The 16,795-nt window shown below is 65.4% G+C and carries 13 protein-coding genes; 3 read left to right on the top strand and 10 right to left on the bottom strand.

The genetic code is table 11. The features are described 5' to 3' along the window. Window positions 1-58 precede the first annotated feature (58 nt). On the bottom strand, window positions 59-2,410 hold the full coding sequence (locus tag QOL57_RS16250) for a GH92 family glycosyl hydrolase (protein WP_089235794.1): 2,352 nt from the start codon (window positions 2,408-2,410) through the stop codon (window positions 59-61). A gap of 343 nt (window positions 2,411-2,753) precedes the next feature. Here QOL57_RS16250 and QOL57_RS16245 point away from each other — a divergent pair, with 343 nt between their 5' ends. Together QOL57_RS16245 and QOL57_RS16240 are read left to right on the top strand one after the other, a co-directional pair. Continuing rightward, complete coding sequence (locus QOL57_RS16245; protein WP_089235795.1) at window positions 2,754-5,042, top strand: autotransporter outer membrane beta-barrel domain-containing protein; 2,289 nt, start codon at window positions 2,754-2,756, stop codon at window positions 5,040-5,042. Window positions 5,043-5,463: 421 nt separating this feature from the next. Then, window positions 5,464-5,712 (top strand): hypothetical protein, encoded by a 249-nt coding sequence (locus tag QOL57_RS16240; RefSeq protein WP_089235796.1) that lies wholly within the window; start codon window positions 5,464-5,466, stop codon window positions 5,710-5,712. Window positions 5,713-5,810: 98 nt separating this feature from the next. Here QOL57_RS16240 and QOL57_RS16235 read toward each other — a convergent pair whose 3' ends face one another. After that, complete coding sequence (locus QOL57_RS16235) at window positions 5,811-6,134, bottom strand: thioredoxin family protein (protein WP_089235797.1); 324 nt, start codon at window positions 6,132-6,134, stop codon at window positions 5,811-5,813. 5 nt (window positions 6,135-6,139) lie between these two features. Beyond that, on the bottom strand, window positions 6,140-6,556 hold the full coding sequence (locus QOL57_RS16230) for a host attachment family protein (RefSeq protein ID WP_089235798.1): 417 nt from the start codon (window positions 6,554-6,556) through the stop codon (window positions 6,140-6,142). A 584-nt stretch (window positions 6,557-7,140) separates the two neighbouring features. Here QOL57_RS16230 and proP point away from each other — a divergent pair. Further along, a complete protein-coding gene (proP, locus tag QOL57_RS16225) occupies window positions 7,141-8,628 on the top strand; it encodes a glycine betaine/L-proline transporter ProP (protein WP_089235799.1) in 1,488 nt (495 codons plus the stop codon). A gap of 49 nt (window positions 8,629-8,677) precedes the next feature. On the opposite strand, the gene QOL57_RS16220 is transcribed toward proP, so the two are convergent. The 7 genes from QOL57_RS16220 to QOL57_RS16190 form a co-directional block, all read right to left on the bottom strand. After that, the gene (locus QOL57_RS16220; protein WP_089235800.1) at window positions 8,678-9,277 is read right to left on the bottom strand and encodes a hypothetical protein; all 600 of its coding nucleotides are present in this window, start codon (window positions 9,275-9,277) and stop codon (window positions 8,678-8,680) included. A gap of 38 nt (window positions 9,278-9,315) precedes the next feature. Continuing rightward, window positions 9,316-9,936, bottom strand: coding sequence for a hypothetical protein (locus QOL57_RS16215; protein WP_089235801.1), 621 nt, complete (start codon window positions 9,934-9,936; stop codon window positions 9,316-9,318). A 35-nt stretch (window positions 9,937-9,971) separates the two neighbouring features. Next, on the bottom strand, window positions 9,972-10,625 hold the full coding sequence (locus QOL57_RS16210) for a hypothetical protein (protein WP_089235802.1): 654 nt from the start codon (window positions 10,623-10,625) through the stop codon (window positions 9,972-9,974). A gap of 3 nt (window positions 10,626-10,628) precedes the next feature. Beyond that, on the bottom strand, window positions 10,629-10,970 hold the full coding sequence (locus tag QOL57_RS16205; protein ID WP_089235803.1) for a type II toxin-antitoxin system prevent-host-death family antitoxin: 342 nt from the start codon (window positions 10,968-10,970) through the stop codon (window positions 10,629-10,631). Between the two features lie 96 nt (window positions 10,971-11,066). After that, window positions 11,067-12,527: a porin family protein gene (locus QOL57_RS16200; RefSeq protein WP_089235804.1), complete on the bottom strand. Its 1,461-nt coding sequence runs from the start codon at window positions 12,525-12,527 to the stop codon at window positions 11,067-11,069. Window positions 12,528-12,617: 90 nt separating this feature from the next. Next, on the bottom strand, window positions 12,618-13,382 hold the full coding sequence (locus QOL57_RS16195; protein ID WP_089235805.1) for a Slam-dependent surface lipoprotein: 765 nt from the start codon (window positions 13,380-13,382) through the stop codon (window positions 12,618-12,620). 55 nt (window positions 13,383-13,437) lie between these two features. Then, window positions 13,438-16,548: a TonB-dependent receptor gene (locus QOL57_RS16190; RefSeq protein WP_089235806.1), complete on the bottom strand. Its 3,111-nt coding sequence runs from the start codon at window positions 16,546-16,548 to the stop codon at window positions 13,438-13,440. Window positions 16,549-16,795: the final 247 nt, after the last annotated feature.

Raw genomic sequence — 16,795 nt, 5'->3', positions numbered from 1 at the left:
GGTTGGCATCTACCAGATCACGCCACATCGGTAGTCGCCCACCTTGGTGGGCGCTGCGTCACGGGCTCATCGAATACGGTGCCTGCGCGCCCTGCCCCGGCCAGCCCTTGTTCGGTTCGGCCTGCATGGTGAAATGCAGCTCACCACCGGCCAGGATCTCATCGTGGCGCAGGAACGTGCGCTGCAACGGCTTGCCGTTGAGGGTCACGCTGCCCACATAGGTGTGTTTGTCGTCCAGGCCTTCGGCCACGATGGTGAAGGTCTTGCCGTTGGGCAGGCGCATTGCGGTCTTCGGCAGGAACGGCCGGCCGAGGATGTACTCGCCCGAGCCCGGCGCCACCGGGTAGAAACCCAGCGCGGTGAACACATACCACGCCGACATCTGGCCCACGTCATCGTTGCCGGCCAGGCCATCGGGGCGGTCGGCGTACTGGGTGTCCATGATCTGCTTCAGGCGTGCCTGCGTGCGCCACGGCTGGCCGGCATGCGAATACAGGTAGGCCACGTGATGGCTGGGCTCGTTGCCATGCGCATACCAGCCGATCAGGCCGGTGATGTCTTCCATGTGTTCGAAGATGGCCGGATCCACCTTGGCGGTGAACACTTCATCCAGGCGCGCCAGCAGCGCGTCGCTGCCACCATGCGCGGCGGCAAGGCCTGCCACATCCTGTGGCACGTACCACGAGTACTGCCAGGCATTGCCTTCGGTGTAGTCGGTGCCGTAGCCACTGGCGCTGGGGTCGAACGGCGTGCGGAAGCTGCCATCGCGCTTGCGCGCACGCATGAAGCCGGTGTCCTTGTCGAAGGCATTGCGCCAGTTGCCGGCACGCTTGTCGAAGGTTGCTGCCACATCGGTCTTGCCCATCACCTGCGCCATGCGCGCGATGGTCCAGTCATCGAAGGCGTATTCCAGCGTCTTGCTGGCCGCTTCACCTTCTTCGTCGATCGGCACGTAGCCCAGCTCACGGTACTGCGCGATGCCATCGTACGGGCCGTAGTTGGCGGTCTCCACCATCGCCTTCAGCGCCTTGTCCGCGTCGAAACCACGGATGCCCTTCACGTAGGCATCGGCGATCACCGGCACCGCGTGGTAGCCGATCATGCACCAGTCTTCCAGGCCGTGGAACGACCACACCGGCAACATGCCGTAAGGGCTGTGCTCGTGATGGGCCAGCATGGAATTGACGAAATCGCTGTTGCGCTTCTCCGGCTGCACCAGGGTCAACAAGGGGTGCAGGGCACGGTAGGTATCCCACAGCGAGAACGTCGAATAGTTCGTATAGCCCTTGGCCTGGTGTACGGCATTGTCGGAGCCGCGGTACTGGCCGTCGGCATCCATGAACAGCGTCGGCCCCAGCAGCGTGTGGTACAGCGCGGTGTAGGCGCTGCGACGTGCGTGCTCCGGCGCGTCGATATCCAGCACCGACAACGCCTGCGTCCACTCCTGCTTTGCCTGCGCACGCACGCGGTCGAAATCGAAGTCGGCCACTTCGGCATCAAGATTGGCGATGGCACCGGCCTCGCTGACCGGCGAGATCGCCACCTTCACCACCAGCGGCGCCTCCAGATTGCCGAAATCGAACGTGCCCACCAGCTGCCGCCCTTCGATCTGCGCGCGCTGCTTCGGGTCTTTCTCACCCGGGGGCGCAAAGCCCTTGTAGACGATGTCCTGTTCGGTGTTGTGCAGTTCGTGACTGGCCAGCGGCCGCGAGAAACGCATCGCGAAGTACAGCTGGCGGCCGGCCGCCCAACCGCGGGTCTCGCGGAAACCGGTGATGGTGCCATCGGCGCGCACGCGCACCCGCGACCACAGGATCTTGCCCGGGTAGTCATACATGCTGGTGCGCATGTCCAGCAGTACCTTCGCCTCGGTGCCCTTGGGGAACGCATAGCGATGCACGCCCACGCGGGCGCTGGTGGTCAGCTCGGCGCGCACCTTGTAGTCGTCCAGTGTGACCGCGTAGTAGCCCGGCTCGGCCTTCTCGTCGTCGTGGCGGAAGCGCGAGGCGTAACCGCTGCGAGGTTTTTCGGGGTCGCCACGCTCCAGGCCCGGGCTGCCGGTGAACGGCATCAGCAGGATGTCGCCCAGGTCTGAATGGCCGGTGCCAGAAAAATGCGTGTGCGAGAAGCCGACGATGCTGCTGTCGTCATAGCGATAGCCCGCTGCCCAACCGTAGGCCTTCTCGCGGGGCTGAATGCGCGTATCCGGGCTGAGCTGGACCATGCCGAACGGCACCGTCGCACCAGGGTACGTGTGACCCTCGCCGCCGGTACCGATGAACGGATCGACCGAAGCATAGGCCTTGTCGGCGGCGGTCTTGGCCGGGGTGGCCGCAACCAGGCCGGAGGCGAACATCGCCGTAGCGGCGACAGCGATCAGGAGACGACGGTCCAGCGTGGGCATCGGCATTTGGATCGATTCAGGTGGTGGTCAGATCCTAGCACCGGCCCTGCAGCACCGCATGCTGCGCTGCGGCTGAATGGCTTCCGAAGCGTCAACTGCCGACGCTATCGAATGCAACTAATTGCATGGATCGATCCATGCCGGCAGAGCAGAGTGAGCACCTTCCTATTGCAGCGCAACAGAATAGAGAACGACGTTGCGCGTCGATCGAGACCTGGTTTGCACTCCCGTTCTCGCTCCCCGAAATATCCAGAAAAATCACACCATCGTCACCTCGTCTACGCGCTTGATTCACGCCAGCGAAGTGAATGCGGTCCTTTTCGGAGTTTTCTTTCCACAGGAGTAATGCATGAAGATCGCCGTTCGTCGCACCCTCGCACTCGCCTTGGCAGCCGCGCTGCCGTCGATACTGAGCGCCAACGCAGCGACGCTGAACCCTGGTGACTCCGCAACCGTGCAACCCGGCGATCCAGCCGAAGCGTGGACGCTCGACGCTGCCACGCTGATTCTTCGCCCAGGTGCGTCCTCGCTTGGAATAACGGCGGACAATGCCTCCACGCTGTCGCTTGCCGCAGGCTCCATCAACGGAACGTTGAGCGTCGCCCGATCGAGCGCGACGCTTGACGGAACAACGCTCAGCGGAGGAGCGATCGGCCTGCGTGCAACCCGTGGTTCGAATGTCACGGTGAACGATGCCTCCATCGTCGCAGGAGATCTCGGAATTCAATTATCGAGTGACGCGACGGTCACCTTGGCCAACACGAGGGTGTCCAGCACGGCTGGAGGCTCTTTCCTTAGCGGAAGCGGGCTGCTCTATGGCGGATCCGCCAGTGCCACGGTCACGCAGGGATCCCGCATTGTCGGTGCGAAATACGGCGCAGGCCTGACCTACGACCCTCGCGGCGGGAACGTATTCAATGGACGCAACCAGCTGATCGTGGACAACTCCCACATCGAGGGTGGTACAGACGCAGCCGTCTACGTCACCGAGTTCCTGGGCAGTAGCGCCACTCCATTCGGCACCGATATCGTTTTCCGCAACGGAGCGACCTCCAAGGGCGGCAATGGGGTCCTGCTGGAAACCAATGGCGTAGTGGACGTGAATTTCACCGCCAGCAACAGCACGCTCGTCGGTGATGTCCGCAATGGTCCAGGTGCGATCACGAATGTGCTGTTGGACAACAACGCCCAGCTTTCGGGAGCGATGACGAATGTAACGCGCGTCACACTCGACGCGGCCACCTGGAACATGACCGGCAACTCCACCATTGGCCAGCTCAACCTCGGCAATGGCACGATATCCCTTGGCAACGGCGCAACCTTCAACACCCTCAACGTGGCCGGCAACTTCACCGGCAACGGCGGCACCCTCGCCTTCAACACCGTGCTGGCTGGCGACACCGCCGCCACCGACAAGCTGATCATTGGCGGCGATACCAGCGGCAGCGCCAACGTGCGTGTCAACAATGTCGGCGGCGCCGGTGCGCAGACCAGCCAGGGCATCGCGCTGATCCAGGTTGGCGGGGCGTCCAACGCCCAGTTCAATCTGGCCGGCCGTGCCGTCGGAGGCCAGTACGAGTACTTCCTGCACAAGGGCACCGGCGCCGATGGCAACTGGTACCTGCGTTCGCAGCTGCCGACCCAGCCGGACCCGTGCGTGGTCGACCCGAGCCTGCCGGAATGCAACCCGGTGCTGCCGGGCCCGGATCCGGACCCAGTGCTGCGCCCCGAGCCCGGCGCCTACCTGGCCAACCTGCAGGCCGCGCAGACGATGTTCCGCCTGGGCTACCACGATCGCCAGGCCGGCCAGAACGGTGGCCGTGCGTGGGCGCGCGTGGACGGCTCGCGCAACGGTTTCGATGCGGTCAGCCGCCAGCTCGACATCCGCGGCAACAGCCAGGCACTGACCGTCGGCGCCGATGTGTGGCGTCACGATTCGGGCAGCAGCGTGGGCGTGATGCTGTCCACGGGTAATTCCACCAGCACCTCCACCAATGCGCTGAGCGGCTACTACGCCCGCGGCAAGGTAAAGGGTGAAGCGCTGGGCCTCTACGGCACCTGGCGTGGCAGTAACGGCGCCGACCCGTATGCGGGTTTCTACGTGGATGGATCAGTGCAGCGCGCCCAGTTCCGCAACCGCGTTGAAGGCATCGGCCTGGCCGACGAGCGCTATGACAGCCGTGCATGGCAGGGTGCGGTGGAAACCGGCTACGCCTTCCGCGTGGGTGGCGCCAGCAACGGCGGCATCTATCTGGAGCCGCAGCTGCAGCTGGGCTACAACCGCTGGGACAGCAACCGCCACACCGAAGCCAACGGTACGGTGGTGACCACCGAAGATGCCGATGGCCTGTTCGGCCGCGCCGGCCTGCGCCTGTCCGGCGTGACCCGCTGGGGCAACGGAACGACCGACGTGCAGCCGTACATCGCGGCCCACTGGCTGCACACCCGTGCCGAGTCGCAGATCCGCATGGACGATGAAGTCGTGGACGCACGCATTCCGCGCAGCCGTGGCGAGTTCAGTGCCGGTGCGTCGCTGAAGTTCGGCAACGGTGTGGGTGCGTGGGGCGGGCTGTCGCTGCAGAAGGCCAGCAGTTTCCACCAGACCAGTGCACAGGTGGGTGTGAGCTACAGCTGGTAAGGCGTTTCTGGCCTTGTCAGGGCAGCCCGGGCTTGCGTGCCGGGCTGCATTTTTATTTTTCGGGTCGCGCCGGCGAGCGCGCTCGTCGCTGCGGAACGAGCGCATCGCGCCGCATCATGTCGCTATCAGGTCGCCTGCTGGGCTGCGCGCGACATGCAGATGCTCGCGCTTCAGGTGGAGAAATTTCCGCATGAAAAATCTATTGGAACTGCGCTGGCTGGCGTGTGCAGGATGTCCGCGCAGCGCGAACATCGCTGCCGGGATTGGAACCCCCGAAATTCAATTGAAGATTCGCCTGTCGTAACTACGGTGGGCGATGCGTGTGGCCGCAAGGCCATCCGGTTTTCTTCAGTTGCGCCGGGGTTCCAACCCGCATCGCCCGCCACCCTTCCGGTGGCCACGTCCCTCAAGGAGCCACCGCATGTCGCATGAACCGCCCATCCTGACCCCGGAAATGGAATCCCTGTTCTTCCGCATCGAGCACGCCCTGAACACCGCCGAGGGCATGGCGATGATGATCGGCGAGAACGAGCCGGCCGACCCGCAGGCGCATCTACGCCCGGGTTACAGCGTGCAGAAGATCAGTGTTGCGATGATGGCGCTGAGCCAACATGGCCGGCGGTTGTTGCATGAACTGCGCGAGCAGCATGTGCGGGTTACGCTGCATTGAAGCGTGTAGAGCCGAGCCCATGCTCGACTCGAGTGTGATCGAGCACTACGGTTGGCGACGGAGCAAGCCGAGCATGGGCTCGGCTCTACAGGAGCCGGTCAATCCGGCAGTGCGCTCTGCAGTGTGGCGAGATCTGCCGCAGCCACCGGCCGCACCACGCGCGCCACTTCCCTACCGTCACGCAACAGGATCACCGTTGGCCACAGTTTCACCTGGAACGAGCGGCCCAGCGGCTTGCCCTTGCCGTCTTCGATCTTCCAGTGCGGCAGATCATGCGCATCCACGAAGGCCTGCAGCGCCGGTTGCGCGGCCTGGCAATGGCCGCACCAAGGGGCGCCGAATTCCAGCAGCAGCCAACCGGCCTGCGCATCCACCTGCGCGCGGGCCGGCTCGGCTGCAACATGATCACGCATGAAGGGCATGCCGGTTACGCCTGCAGCGTGCGCTGGATGTCTTCCAGCGGCGCGTTGGTCAGATCCTTGGCGATGTCGACCAGCAACCGCGCCTGCGTCTCCTTGTGCAACAACGGACGGATGCGACCCAACGTGGTGGGATCGGCGATCAGCACCAGATGCGCGTAGCGGTTGTTGAGTGCATCTTCGTTGAGCTGCTCGGCCACCTGCTTGGCGAAGGTCGCTTCGTTGAGCTGCGAGATCGACATGTCCTTGGGTACCGCGCCGGACGGCCCCTGCCCTGACACACCCTGCTCGCTGATGTCCTGCAGGCGCAGCTCGCCCTCCTGCTTCAAGGTGAGCTTCTGCTCGCTGCCGACGTTGGTGAACACGCGGGCCGAGCCACCATCGGCGACGATAACCAAGGTGCCTTCGGGAATGCGACGGGTCATGCGTTACTCCTTGCGTTGGTTCGTAACCACCGTAGAAGCTGTGGCGTGAGCGAGGCGAGCACAACATGTTCATTCGATGTGCGTGGGTCATCTGCATGAACAGGCAAATTGGAACGCTGCGTTCGTGCGAGCGCGATTCTCGGCACGCTCACACTGTAACCGTTATCATGAACGCATGATCGACACGACCCACTGCGCGTCAGCACCTGTTGCTGGCATGCGGGAAGCACTGCCGACCGGCGCTACGCTTTCCATCATTGCATCCCCCTCGCCTTTCCATCGCCTCGCGCTGGATCCCGGCGGATGACGCCTGCGGGCCCTGCCCCGCCTGTTCCCCGCGCCTGCCACCACCCCACGTGCACTGACGCGGTCTGACACGTAATCGGACCCATCCGATTGTCCCGCGTTCTGGCAGCGGGCAATGCTTGTCGCGTGCGCGGCGTTTGATCGCACACACCTTTCGCCCCGTTCCGGGCCTTCCATTCGATGCCCCTGCGCCTGCTGCGCCAGCATCGCCGTTTCCGACTTTCGGGACATCCGTACCGCCCATTCCACTCCATTTCCATTCTTCCAAGGGAGTCCCCATGCAGGACAACTCCGATGCCCACGCCCATTTCGGCTGGTTCAAACGCCGCCGCCATCTGAAGGTCGACGAGATCACCGTTGTCGACAAGCCCATGCTCAAGCGCGCCGTGGGCGCCGCTGCACTGGGCAATGCGATGGAATGGTTCGACTTCGGTGTCTATGGCTATCTTGCCGTCACCATCGGCCAGGTGTTCTTCCCGTCCAGCAACCCCACCGCGCAGGTGATCGCCGCGTTCGCCACGTTCACCGTGGCCTTCCTGGTGCGCCCGCTGGGCGGCATGGTCTTCGGGCCCCTGGGCGACCGCTATGGGCGCCAGAAGGTACTGGCCTTCACCATGATCATGATGGCACTGGGCACCTTCGCCATCGGCCTGATTCCCTCTTACGAACGCATCGGCATCTGGGCGCCGGTGCTGCTGCTGCTCGCGCGCGTGGTGCAGGGCTTCTCCACCGGTGGCGAGTATGGCGGCGCGGCAACGTTCATCGCCGAGTACTCCACCGACCGCAACCGCGGCCTGATGGGCAGCTGGCTGGAGTTCGGCACGTTGGGCGGCTATATCGCCGGTGCCGGTACGGTCACCGCCCTGCACATGCTGCTGAGCAGCGAACAGATGCTGGACTGGGGCTGGCGCATTCCGTTCCTGGTGGCCGGCCCACTCGGCCTGCTGGGCCTGTACATGCGCATGCGGCTGGAGGAAACGCCGGCGTTCCGTGCCTATGCAGAGGAAGCGGAAAAGCGTGACCACGAACGTCCGGGCCTGGGTGAGCTGCTGCGAGTGCACGGTCGCCAGCTGATCGTGTGCATGGGCCTGGTGCTGGTGTTCAATGTGACCGACTACATGCTGCTGACCTACATGCCCAGCTACCTGAGCGTGACCATGGGGTATGCAGAGAGCAAGGGTCTGCTGCTGATCATCATCGTGATGCTGGTGATGATGCCGTTGAACATCGTCGGTGGCCTTTTCAGCGACAAGCTGGGCCGGCGCCCGATGATCATCGGCGCCTGCATCGCGCTGCTGGTGCTGGCGGTGCCGAGCCTGCTGCTGGTGGGCAGCGGCAACGACTGGCTGATCTTCCTTGGGCTGATGCTGCTGGGCCTGGCGCTGGTGTGCTTCACCAGTTCGATGCCATCCACGCTGCCGGCACTGTTCTATACGCCGGTGCGCTACAGCGCGCTGTCCATTGCGTTCAATGTGTCGGTATCGCTGTTCGGCGGCACCACACCGCTGGTGACCGCGTGGCTGGTGGAGCGCACCGGCGATCCGCTGGTACCGGCCTACTACCTGATGGGCGCGGCGGTGATCGGCCTGATCACGATGATCTTCGTGAAGGAAACCGCCGGCCTGCCACTGCGCGGTTCGCCGCCGGCCGTGGGCTGCGACAAGGAGGCGGCCGCGCTGCTGAAGAGCGATGCACCGGTGACGGTGGACCGCGCCCTGCCGCCGCTGCCGGACGTAGCCGAACCGGAACAGGTGACCCCGGCCTGAGTGCGGAAGGCAGCGCCGGGCAGTGCCTGGCGCTGCCGGCTGCGCAGCGCTAGTCGGCGCGGGCCAGCTTGCCCGGCGTCCAGCGCAGGGTCCAGACATAGTCGCCATCCGGCGGGCAGACATGCTTGTAGCCCACGACATCGCAGGTGCTCGCACCGGCAACGACCTTGAACGCGACGATGATGCGGTCACCTTCGATCTTGATGGAATGCACGGCACCCGGAATCTGCTCGCCCGCATCATCGCCGTAACCTGACGCGCGGATGGCGGCGAAGTCCTCTGCCTCCACAGGCGACAGGCTCTTGGGGTTTTCCTTGCCGCGTGGATCATCCGCTGCCAGCGCAGTCATCACCGCAATCACATTGCTCTGTGCGAACGAGCCACCGGTATAGGTCGATGTATAGAGATGGATGACCTCTGCACGACCATCACCGTCCAGGTCGGCAACGGCGGTCCACACGGGGCGGAAATCACTTTCGATGTCATCGCCAGGGATCAGGCGCAGCGACGCTTCGGCTGCGTGGAACGCCTGTACCAGGCTTGGTGGCGATGCCTTCGATGCCGCAAACACCGGGTCACAACCGACCAGCGCGCAAAATGCGAATGCGGAAGGCAGCAGGATGGAACGGGAAAATGCAGGTCCGTGCATGGTGTTCTCCTTGGTGAATGGCGCAGCCGGTAATGCGATTACTCGGCGCGGGTAAGCTTGCCCGGGGTCCAGCGGTACACCCAGGCATGCTGGCCTTCCGCTGGGCAGGTCACCTTGCCACGCACGCACAGCTTCGAGTTGCGGGTGCTGTTGAAGGTGACGCGGATACGGTCGCCGTCCATGGTGATCGTTTCCATCTCGCCGGGAATGTGCACCGCAGCGTCATCGGCGTAGCCGGACGCGCGGATCAACGCGTAGGTTTCGTCGTCATAGGCGGATTTGCCCGGTGACGCGGTCTGGCCCCGTGCATCACCCTCGGCCAGCGGGGTCATCACCACCAGTTCGTTGAGCTGCATCGCGCTGCCGGTCTGGGTCGCGGTGTAGAGATAAACGATTTCCGGGCGGCCATCACCATCGAGGTCGGCATTGCCGGCCCACAGCGGACGGTAGTCGTACTGGCTGGCGGTGCCGGGGTGCAGGCGCAGGGACGCCTCGGCTGCACGACGCGCCTTGTCGTAGCTCATCGGCTCGTTCTTCGCCTCGTCCTTGGCGTCGGCCGGCACTGCATCCTGTGCCAGCAGCGGCATCGCTACCGTCAATGCCATGGCCGCCACCAGCGCGCGCAGGCCGATGGCCTGCCATTGCTTCCGCTCGTACATCCCTGTTCCTCGATCACTGAATCTGCGGAGTCGGATCATCGCACAGGCGGGCCGGCAAGCGGCGTGCTGTCGGCATGCAGGTCCATCGCGCGCATGACGATGGGCTTGGCCCAGTCCGGGGTGTGCAGCAGCTCCACCACCGACACCGGATACTGCAGGCCCTGGCGATCCAGCGCCAGCACCGGCAAGGGGGCAACACGTCCGTAGCGATCGGCCGGCGCGCTGTTGTCATACACATGCAGTTCGGCCAGGTGCGGCATCAGCGCCAGCAGGTTCTCGCGCGCGGAATCGAAGCGTGCGCGGATCTTGTCCTGCGGGATGTCGTGGCCACCGCCAGCAACGCGGGCGGCCACGCGGGCAACATGCAGTTCGACGGTTGCCAAGCCGCAGAACCAGATCGCCACGTCGTGCTGGCTGCAGGCCTCGCGCAACAAGCGCGGAATGGTGTTGCCGCCCAAGGTGGTTTCAAAGGCAAAATCGCTGCCGTCGGCGATCGCCTGGCGCAGCCGTCGTGCACCTTCCTGCCACGCTTCAGCGTTGGCTTCGGCCAACGGCCAGCCCGCCTCCACCAGCCGTCGGGTGAAGCTGTCCGGGTTGTACCAGCCCAGGCCGTCGGCCTCCAGCCAGGTACCGAGCAGCGAACTCTTGCCGGCGCCGTTGACGCCGGCCAACGCCAGGATCCGCCCCATGAGTCAGAGCGGACGGCCGAGCGCGACCTTGTGGCCGCGGCGGATCGGCTTGCCCATCACCTTGCCCAGCCCCTCACCCTGCTGCAGCCCGGCCAGCGCCTGGTCGAACTCGGTACGCAGGCGCGAGAGCACGTCACTGCGCTCTTCGGTGTCGCTGCCACTGGCCCTGGCCAGCAGCTCCTGGTAGGTTTTGATGTCCACGATCACCGCTTCAGGGTGGTTGTGGTTGGTGATGACCAGTGCCTGCTTCTCGCGCACGGTACGCATCAGGCTGGGCCAGCCACGGGTCTTGACCGAGGATGCCGGGGCCTTGTCGAGGCCGGGCAGGTCGAGCGGGAGGGTCATGGCACGGCTCCAGCGGAAGGATATGAGGCCACTATACCCAATTTGGCCAAATTGGGGATAAATGGACCCTCCCGTTCTCCGGACCCGGCCGACGGCTCAGAACGCCCGCTCCCATTTCAGGCTCAGCAGGCTGCGGTCGTGGCTGTACAGCCAGTCCACGTTGCTGTCGATGCGGGCGTACCGAAGGCTCAGGCTGGGCACCAGCCCGGCGACGGCCAGGCGCTCGCTGCGCACGATGGCGATCAGGTTCTGCTCGCTGTCCTCCCGACGCGCTTCCAGCAACGGGCTCCAGGCATCGTAGTCACGCTCACGCAGCGACACGAACACGGTGGCCGTGGTGCCGCTCCACTGGCGTGCTGCGCCCAGGCGCAGGCCGCGTTGCCGGTAGCCATTGGCCGGATCGGCGGCACTGCTGTCACTCAGGTCGACCCCGGCAAACACCGTCCAGCGCGGGTTGAGCGCACGGAACCAGGTGGCATAGATCGCTGCCAGTTCACCGTCGTAGTTGCTGGCCACCCCCGGCTGTCGATAGCGCTGGCGTTTCCAGTCGGCTTCCAGCTTCAGCAGGCTGCGCGCATCGGCGGCCAACTGCCATTCGCCATGCACGCCGGCACCGCCCTGCAGCGCGTGGTTGCCCAGCCCCTGGTAATCGTAGCTGGGCGCCAGCAGCACGGTATGCCGTGCGCTGCGCCAGCTGTAACCCGCCTGCACGCTGGCATTGAGCTCGTTGTAGTCGCTGTGCCCGCGCCACGCCTGGCCGAACGCCAGCCCGCGCAGGTACAGCCCATGGTGGCCGGCCAACGGCAGGCGCCGTTCCAGGCTGGCGTCGTAGTCCAGGCCGAATGCTGCCTGTGCATCGGGCAACCGGCGTTCGATGAAACAGGTGGTGCCGTCACCGAACAGGCAGGTGCGGCTGGCCGAGCTGCGGTTGATGTTGTCGCTCCAGGCCGGGCCAGCGGCGATCCCACCCTTCCAGCGCTGGCGCGCCTGCAGGGCCTGCAGGTAGCCGTCCACCCGCGTACGCACGCCTGCCGTTGTCGGATCGTCGCCATCGATGCCGGCTGCGATCGTCTCGAACAGGGCGATGGCATCGCGGTCGCGCTGGTCTTCGGCGTAGACACGTGCCAGTTCCAGCCGCGCTGGCAGGAAGTCCGGCTGCGCGGCGAGCACGGCCTCGTATTCGGCGGCGGCCCTGCGGTGCTGGCCAGCCACCCGCGCCAGCGCGCCCTGCGCGTAGTGGCGCAGCAGCGGATCGTGGCCGGGCAGTTCAATGTACTCCGCCAGGAAGGCGGCCACGGCCTGCCATTGCTGATGCTGCAGCGAGAGATAAAGCGCCTGGCCGAGATCGTCGACAGTGCGCTCCACGCGGTACTGCTGGCCGTCGAGGGTGATGGTCGGCCGCTCGTGCTCGGCCTGGCGCAGGCGTTGCTGGTCCTGCTGCTGATGGCGCAGCTCGCTGCCCTGTTCGAGCACGCGGCGCAGGTCATCCTGCTGGGCGCGGGCATCATTGACCGGCCATGCCAGCAGCAGGACGACAAGAAAGAGAAGGTGGCGCATGTTCGATCCGGTTGAAGCACTATCGCGGGCCGAAGCAGGGACTGGCGGATCGCGGCTTGTCCCTGCCCTGCCCCGTCAGGGGCGTGGCGATCAGTTCTTGCTGCCGCCGAAGGCGGTGTCGTACTGGCTGTTGCCGGCGAAGGTGGCGATGCCGGCCAGGGTGGCGGCGTTGGCACCGAAGAACTGGCCCTGACTGGTGCCGGCAACTGTACCGTTGGCCGTGGCCGAACCGGCGAACGACGCGTTGGCGCTGTTGATCGATGCAGCCACGGCCACGGTCAGGCCCGAGCCGGCCAGCGCGCCGTTGAGGCGGCCGGTGCCGAAGTCAGCGCGGAAGGTACCGCTGAGCAGGTTGCTGCCGTTGAACTTGTTGAGGCCTGCGACGGCGTAGGTGGCCACGCCTGCCGGCAGCGTGGTGCCGGTGCGGTCACCGACGAAGTAGACCTGACGGTTGTTGAAGCCGCCAGCCGCGCCATCCTTGGACCATTCACCGAACCAGACATCGCCGCTACCGACCTTGACGAAGTTGAAGTGGCCCATGCCGGCATGGTTGCCCGGGGTGCCGGTGATCGGCATGGCCAGGGTGCGCACGGTGGTGCCGTTGATGACGGTGGGTGCGGAGTAGGCGCTCAAGCCCTGGAAGTCCACACGCGTGCCACCCGAGACGGTGCCGACGCCAATACCGGCCTTGCCTGCCGAGTGCGGGCCACCATTGACCTGCGATTCGCCGACGTTGACGTTCAACTGCGGATCGGTGACGGCGCTGGCCGCACCGACGATATCGGCAGCGTGGGCGGCGCCGGCCAGGGCCAGGCTGGCGGCGACGGCAAGCAGGGAACGGGAGATCATTTTCATGGAAAAACTCCTTGGATTGAGGGAACTACAGGTACAACGCTTGCAACGGTGGAACTCAGAAGCGCGCAGTGAGCGCAAGCTTGACGGTGCGACCCGGCGCCGGCAGCGTGGAGCGCGTGGCCGGGTCGACGTAATAGCGGTTGCCGAGATTGCTGCCGACCAGTTCAACGCTGGCGTGGTCGTTGAAGCGCCAGCGCGCATAGGCATCCACGGTGGTGATGTTTCCCCAGGTGAACGGCACGTTCTGCCAGAGCAGGCTGCTGCCACCTGCCAGCAGACGGTCGCGGTAGACCTGCAGGTCGGGGTTGTCGTGGCGCCGGTAGTGCACGATGCGGCTGCCCAGTTCCAGCCGCTCATCGAACAGGCGCGTGCCCAGTGACAGATTCACCGACAGCTTGGGAATCGCCTGGGTCAGCAGGTAGCCACCCACGAAACCATCCTGTACGCAGTTCGGCACCAGCCCGCGGTTGGCGTCGAGCAGCACCGCGCTGCTCTCGTCGCACACCTCGTTTTCCAGCGTGCGCGCGATGCCCAGGTCGCTGAAAAAGCGTCGATTGTCGAAGCGCGCCTGCAGTTCGATGCCACGGATGGTCTGCTTGTCGATGTTGTCGAACAGGAAGTAGGCGTCGCGCTCGATCACATCGCGCGTCTTGTGCACGTAGTAGGCCAACTTGACGTCGGCATCGGCGGTGCCGCCGAACAGCGCGGACAGATTGTGTACATAGCCCAGCTCGTAGTTGTAGGCGTGCTCGGGCTTGAGCGCGTACAGCGGATTGAGGCTGCTGGAGAAGGCAATGGTGCTCTCGAACATGCTAGGGAAGCGCACCGCCTCGCTGTAGCGCAGGTAGATGCGCGCGGCCGGCGACAGGTTCACCGTTGCCGAGAAGGTGGGCAGCCAGGCATGGTCGCGACGGCGGGTATTGCGTCCATCCACCGGCCGCGACTGCACTGTGTTGCGGATGCTGCAGACCAGGTCGCTGCCGGGGAACAGCGGCAGCGCGCCGGGGATGGCAGCCACTTCGCCATTGAGGCACGGATTGGTGGCACGGGAGTAGTTGCCGTCGGCATCGGGCAGCCAGGCGATGGTGTGCTCCACCGGCTGTGGCGTCTGGTAACTCTGCAGCAGGCCACGGATCGCATCGTCGACGAACCAGCCCATGCCGATGCTCTCCCAGAAGGCGCGCTCGGCTTCGAGCGAATCCACCTGCGCCTGCACGCTGGCTGGGCGCTCCGGCAGCTCGTTGACCCGGTAGCTCGCCTGCTTGCCGCCCACCCCGCGGGTCAGCAGTTCGGGATGCTCGCCGAGGAAGTCATCAAAGGCCCAGTAGCGGCTGTAGCGCACGCCGGCATTGAGGGTGAGGAAATCGACCGGCCGCCACTCCAGCGTGAGGTAGCCCTCGCCTTCCTGGCGACGGCCCGCGCGCGGGTACATGCGCCAGCCATCACTGACGCCGAAGTACGGGTCTCCCGACCCCAGTTTTTCATACTGCCAGTTGCCCCCCACGGTCAGGTCAAGCGTGGAATGCAGGCCGAAGCGGTTGCTCAGGGTCAACCCGGTACGGTCGTTGCGGGCATTGGCCAGTGCGGTGTTGCGCAGGATCGGGCTGCGGCTGGGGTCCCAATCGGGGTTGCCCGAGGCGAAGTTGGGGAAACCACCGGCGGTGTAGGTATCGCTGTTGGTTTCGGTCCGCCACAGGTTGGCGCGCAGGTCGAGCCAACGGCTGCCGGCCGGCTGCCAGCGGTACTCCAGGTTCCAGGCATCCGAATCGACCCGGCTGAGCGGCCACTGGATGCGCCCGTAATCCGGCGCGGACAGGATGCGCGAAGGCATGATCTCGCCGTAGTGCGAAAGCGTGTGCCGCCAGGTGGCCTTGAGCTGCTGGTCATCGCTGATCTGCCAGGTGGCCTTCAGCAGCCACGACTCCTGTTCGCTGGACGTGTTGGGGACTTCATCACCCGGCTTGAAGTAGCGCGCCAGCGTGGTGATGTAATCGATGCCCTGGTATTCGTACTGCTCGCGCGGGTCCTGGTCGTAGTAGGCACTGCCCTTGCTGCCCGAGAAATAGTTGCCGCGCTTGCGCCACGCGTAGGCCGCCATCACGTCCACCCGCTCACCGCGCCAGCCCAGCGCCAGCCGCCAGGCCTGGTCATCGCCATCGAACGGGTTGTCACCGCTGCGCGATTTCACCGGCACCACCAGGGTGCGGTCAGCATAGGGCGAGTTCGGCGACTGCTGCGGGAAGCCATCCACCGTGCGGTAGTCCTCGCCGGTGTGCAGCCGTGGCAGGCGCGGTGACACCGCATTGCTGCTGCCTTCGATCTTCAGCTCCCCGCCGAAGCGCTCACCAGCCGGCACGATGTCGTCGACGTCGAGGGTCTTGATGACCATCGCTCCGCCGATACCGCTGTGTACATCACGTACCAACGCTGGCCCCTTGATGACCTGGATGCCACCAATCAGATTGGGATCGATGTAGTTGCGGTTGCTGACGCCGTTGTAGCCCCGCCATACGGTCAGCGCCTGCTCGCCACCGTCGATGCTGACCGGCACCCGCCCCGGCCCCTGGATGCCGCGGATGTTGAGGTCCAGCGCGCCGCTGTTGCGGGCGTCGCCGCTGAACACGCCGACCAGGTCCTTGACCACATCGGCCGGGTTGGCGCCGCGATAGCGCTCCACGCGGTCGCGACCGGAATAGGCCGTGCTCAGGTCGAGCGCGAACACGTCGTCGTATCCCCAACGATCACGTGTTTCGCCGCCGTCGGCCTGCAGGCGCCCGCCCACTTTCAGGGTGTCGGTGACCACCACCCCGCCGTCAGCGGCCGCGGCCTGCAGGGTCCAGGTGCCGCCCGGCTCCTGCTGCGCGCGCAGGCCACTGCCCTGCAGCAACTGGTCCAGCGCCTCGGTGGGGCTGTACTGGCCCTGCACTGCACGCGAGCGCCGCCCTTCCACCAGATCGCTGCGGAACACCACCTGCACCTGCGACTGGCGGCCGAAGCTGCGCACTGCGTCGGCCAAGGCCTGTTCGGGAATGGCATACGTGCGCACGGAGGCAGTAGCGGCCTGGGCGCGGGCGGCCGGTGCCCAAGCGAAGGGAACCAGTGCCGTGGCGATGGCCAGGGCGAGGACGGTGGCGCGGCGATGACGGGCGGATGCCGGGAACGGCATGAACGGTGACTCCTCAAGGTGGCGGTACCGTGCGCACATCGGGTGCACGCGGCTCGGTTGGCTTGAGAAGAAACGCGGTTTCGCTCTGGCTATACCACTAGAGACAAGGTGGGGCCGGATCTGCCCACGGTTTTTTTGGTTGATCGGCAGATCATCCACGCATGGCGTGGATCTACCCGGGCTCTTGGTAGATCCACGCCATGCGTGGATGGGCCCGATTCACGCAGTAGATCCACGCCATGCGTGG

The sequence above is a fragment of the Stenotrophomonas sp. yr243 genome, assembly GCF_900184195.1.
GTDB classification, from domain to species: domain Bacteria; phylum Pseudomonadota; class Gammaproteobacteria; order Xanthomonadales; family Xanthomonadaceae; genus Stenotrophomonas; species Stenotrophomonas lactitubi.
The sequence above is the reverse complement of the archived record's forward strand: the minus strand, read 5'-3'. Positions and strand labels throughout refer to the sequence as shown.

Bases quoted from the DNA above. Each gene is read 5' to 3' on its own strand.
- QOL57_RS16195 (WP_089235805.1), bottom strand. From the start codon at position 13,382: ATGAAAATGATCTCCCGTTCCCTGCTTGCCGTCGCCGCCAGCCTGGCC.
- QOL57_RS16250 (WP_089235794.1), bottom strand. From the start codon at position 2,410: ATGCCGATGCCCACGCTGGACCGTCGTCTCCTGATCGCTGTCGCCGCT.
- QOL57_RS16220 (WP_089235800.1), bottom strand. From the start codon at position 9,277: ATGCACGGACCTGCATTTTCCCGTTCCATCCTGCTGCCTTCCGCATTC.
- QOL57_RS16215 (WP_089235801.1), bottom strand. From the start codon at position 9,936: ATGTACGAGCGGAAGCAATGGCAGGCCATCGGCCTGCGCGCGCTGGTG.
- proP (WP_089235799.1), top strand. From the start codon at position 7,141: ATGCAGGACAACTCCGATGCCCACGCCCATTTCGGCTGGTTCAAACGC.
- QOL57_RS16240 (WP_089235796.1), top strand. From the start codon at position 5,464: ATGTCGCATGAACCGCCCATCCTGACCCCGGAAATGGAATCCCTGTTC.
- QOL57_RS16205 (WP_089235803.1), bottom strand. From the start codon at position 10,970: ATGACCCTCCCGCTCGACCTGCCCGGCCTCGACAAGGCCCCGGCATCC.
- QOL57_RS16230 (WP_089235798.1), bottom strand. From the start codon at position 6,556: ATGACCCGTCGCATTCCCGAAGGCACCTTGGTTATCGTCGCCGATGGT.
- QOL57_RS16200 (WP_089235804.1), bottom strand. From the start codon at position 12,527: ATGCGCCACCTTCTCTTTCTTGTCGTCCTGCTGCTGGCATGGCCGGTC.
- QOL57_RS16210 (WP_089235802.1), bottom strand. From the start codon at position 10,625: ATGGGGCGGATCCTGGCGTTGGCCGGCGTCAACGGCGCCGGCAAGAGT.
- QOL57_RS16245 (WP_089235795.1), top strand. From the start codon at position 2,754: ATGAAGATCGCCGTTCGTCGCACCCTCGCACTCGCCTTGGCAGCCGCG.
- QOL57_RS16190 (WP_089235806.1), bottom strand. From the start codon at position 16,548: ATGCCGTTCCCGGCATCCGCCCGTCATCGCCGCGCCACCGTCCTCGCC.
- QOL57_RS16235 (WP_089235797.1), bottom strand. From the start codon at position 6,134: ATGCCCTTCATGCGTGATCATGTTGCAGCCGAGCCGGCCCGCGCGCAG.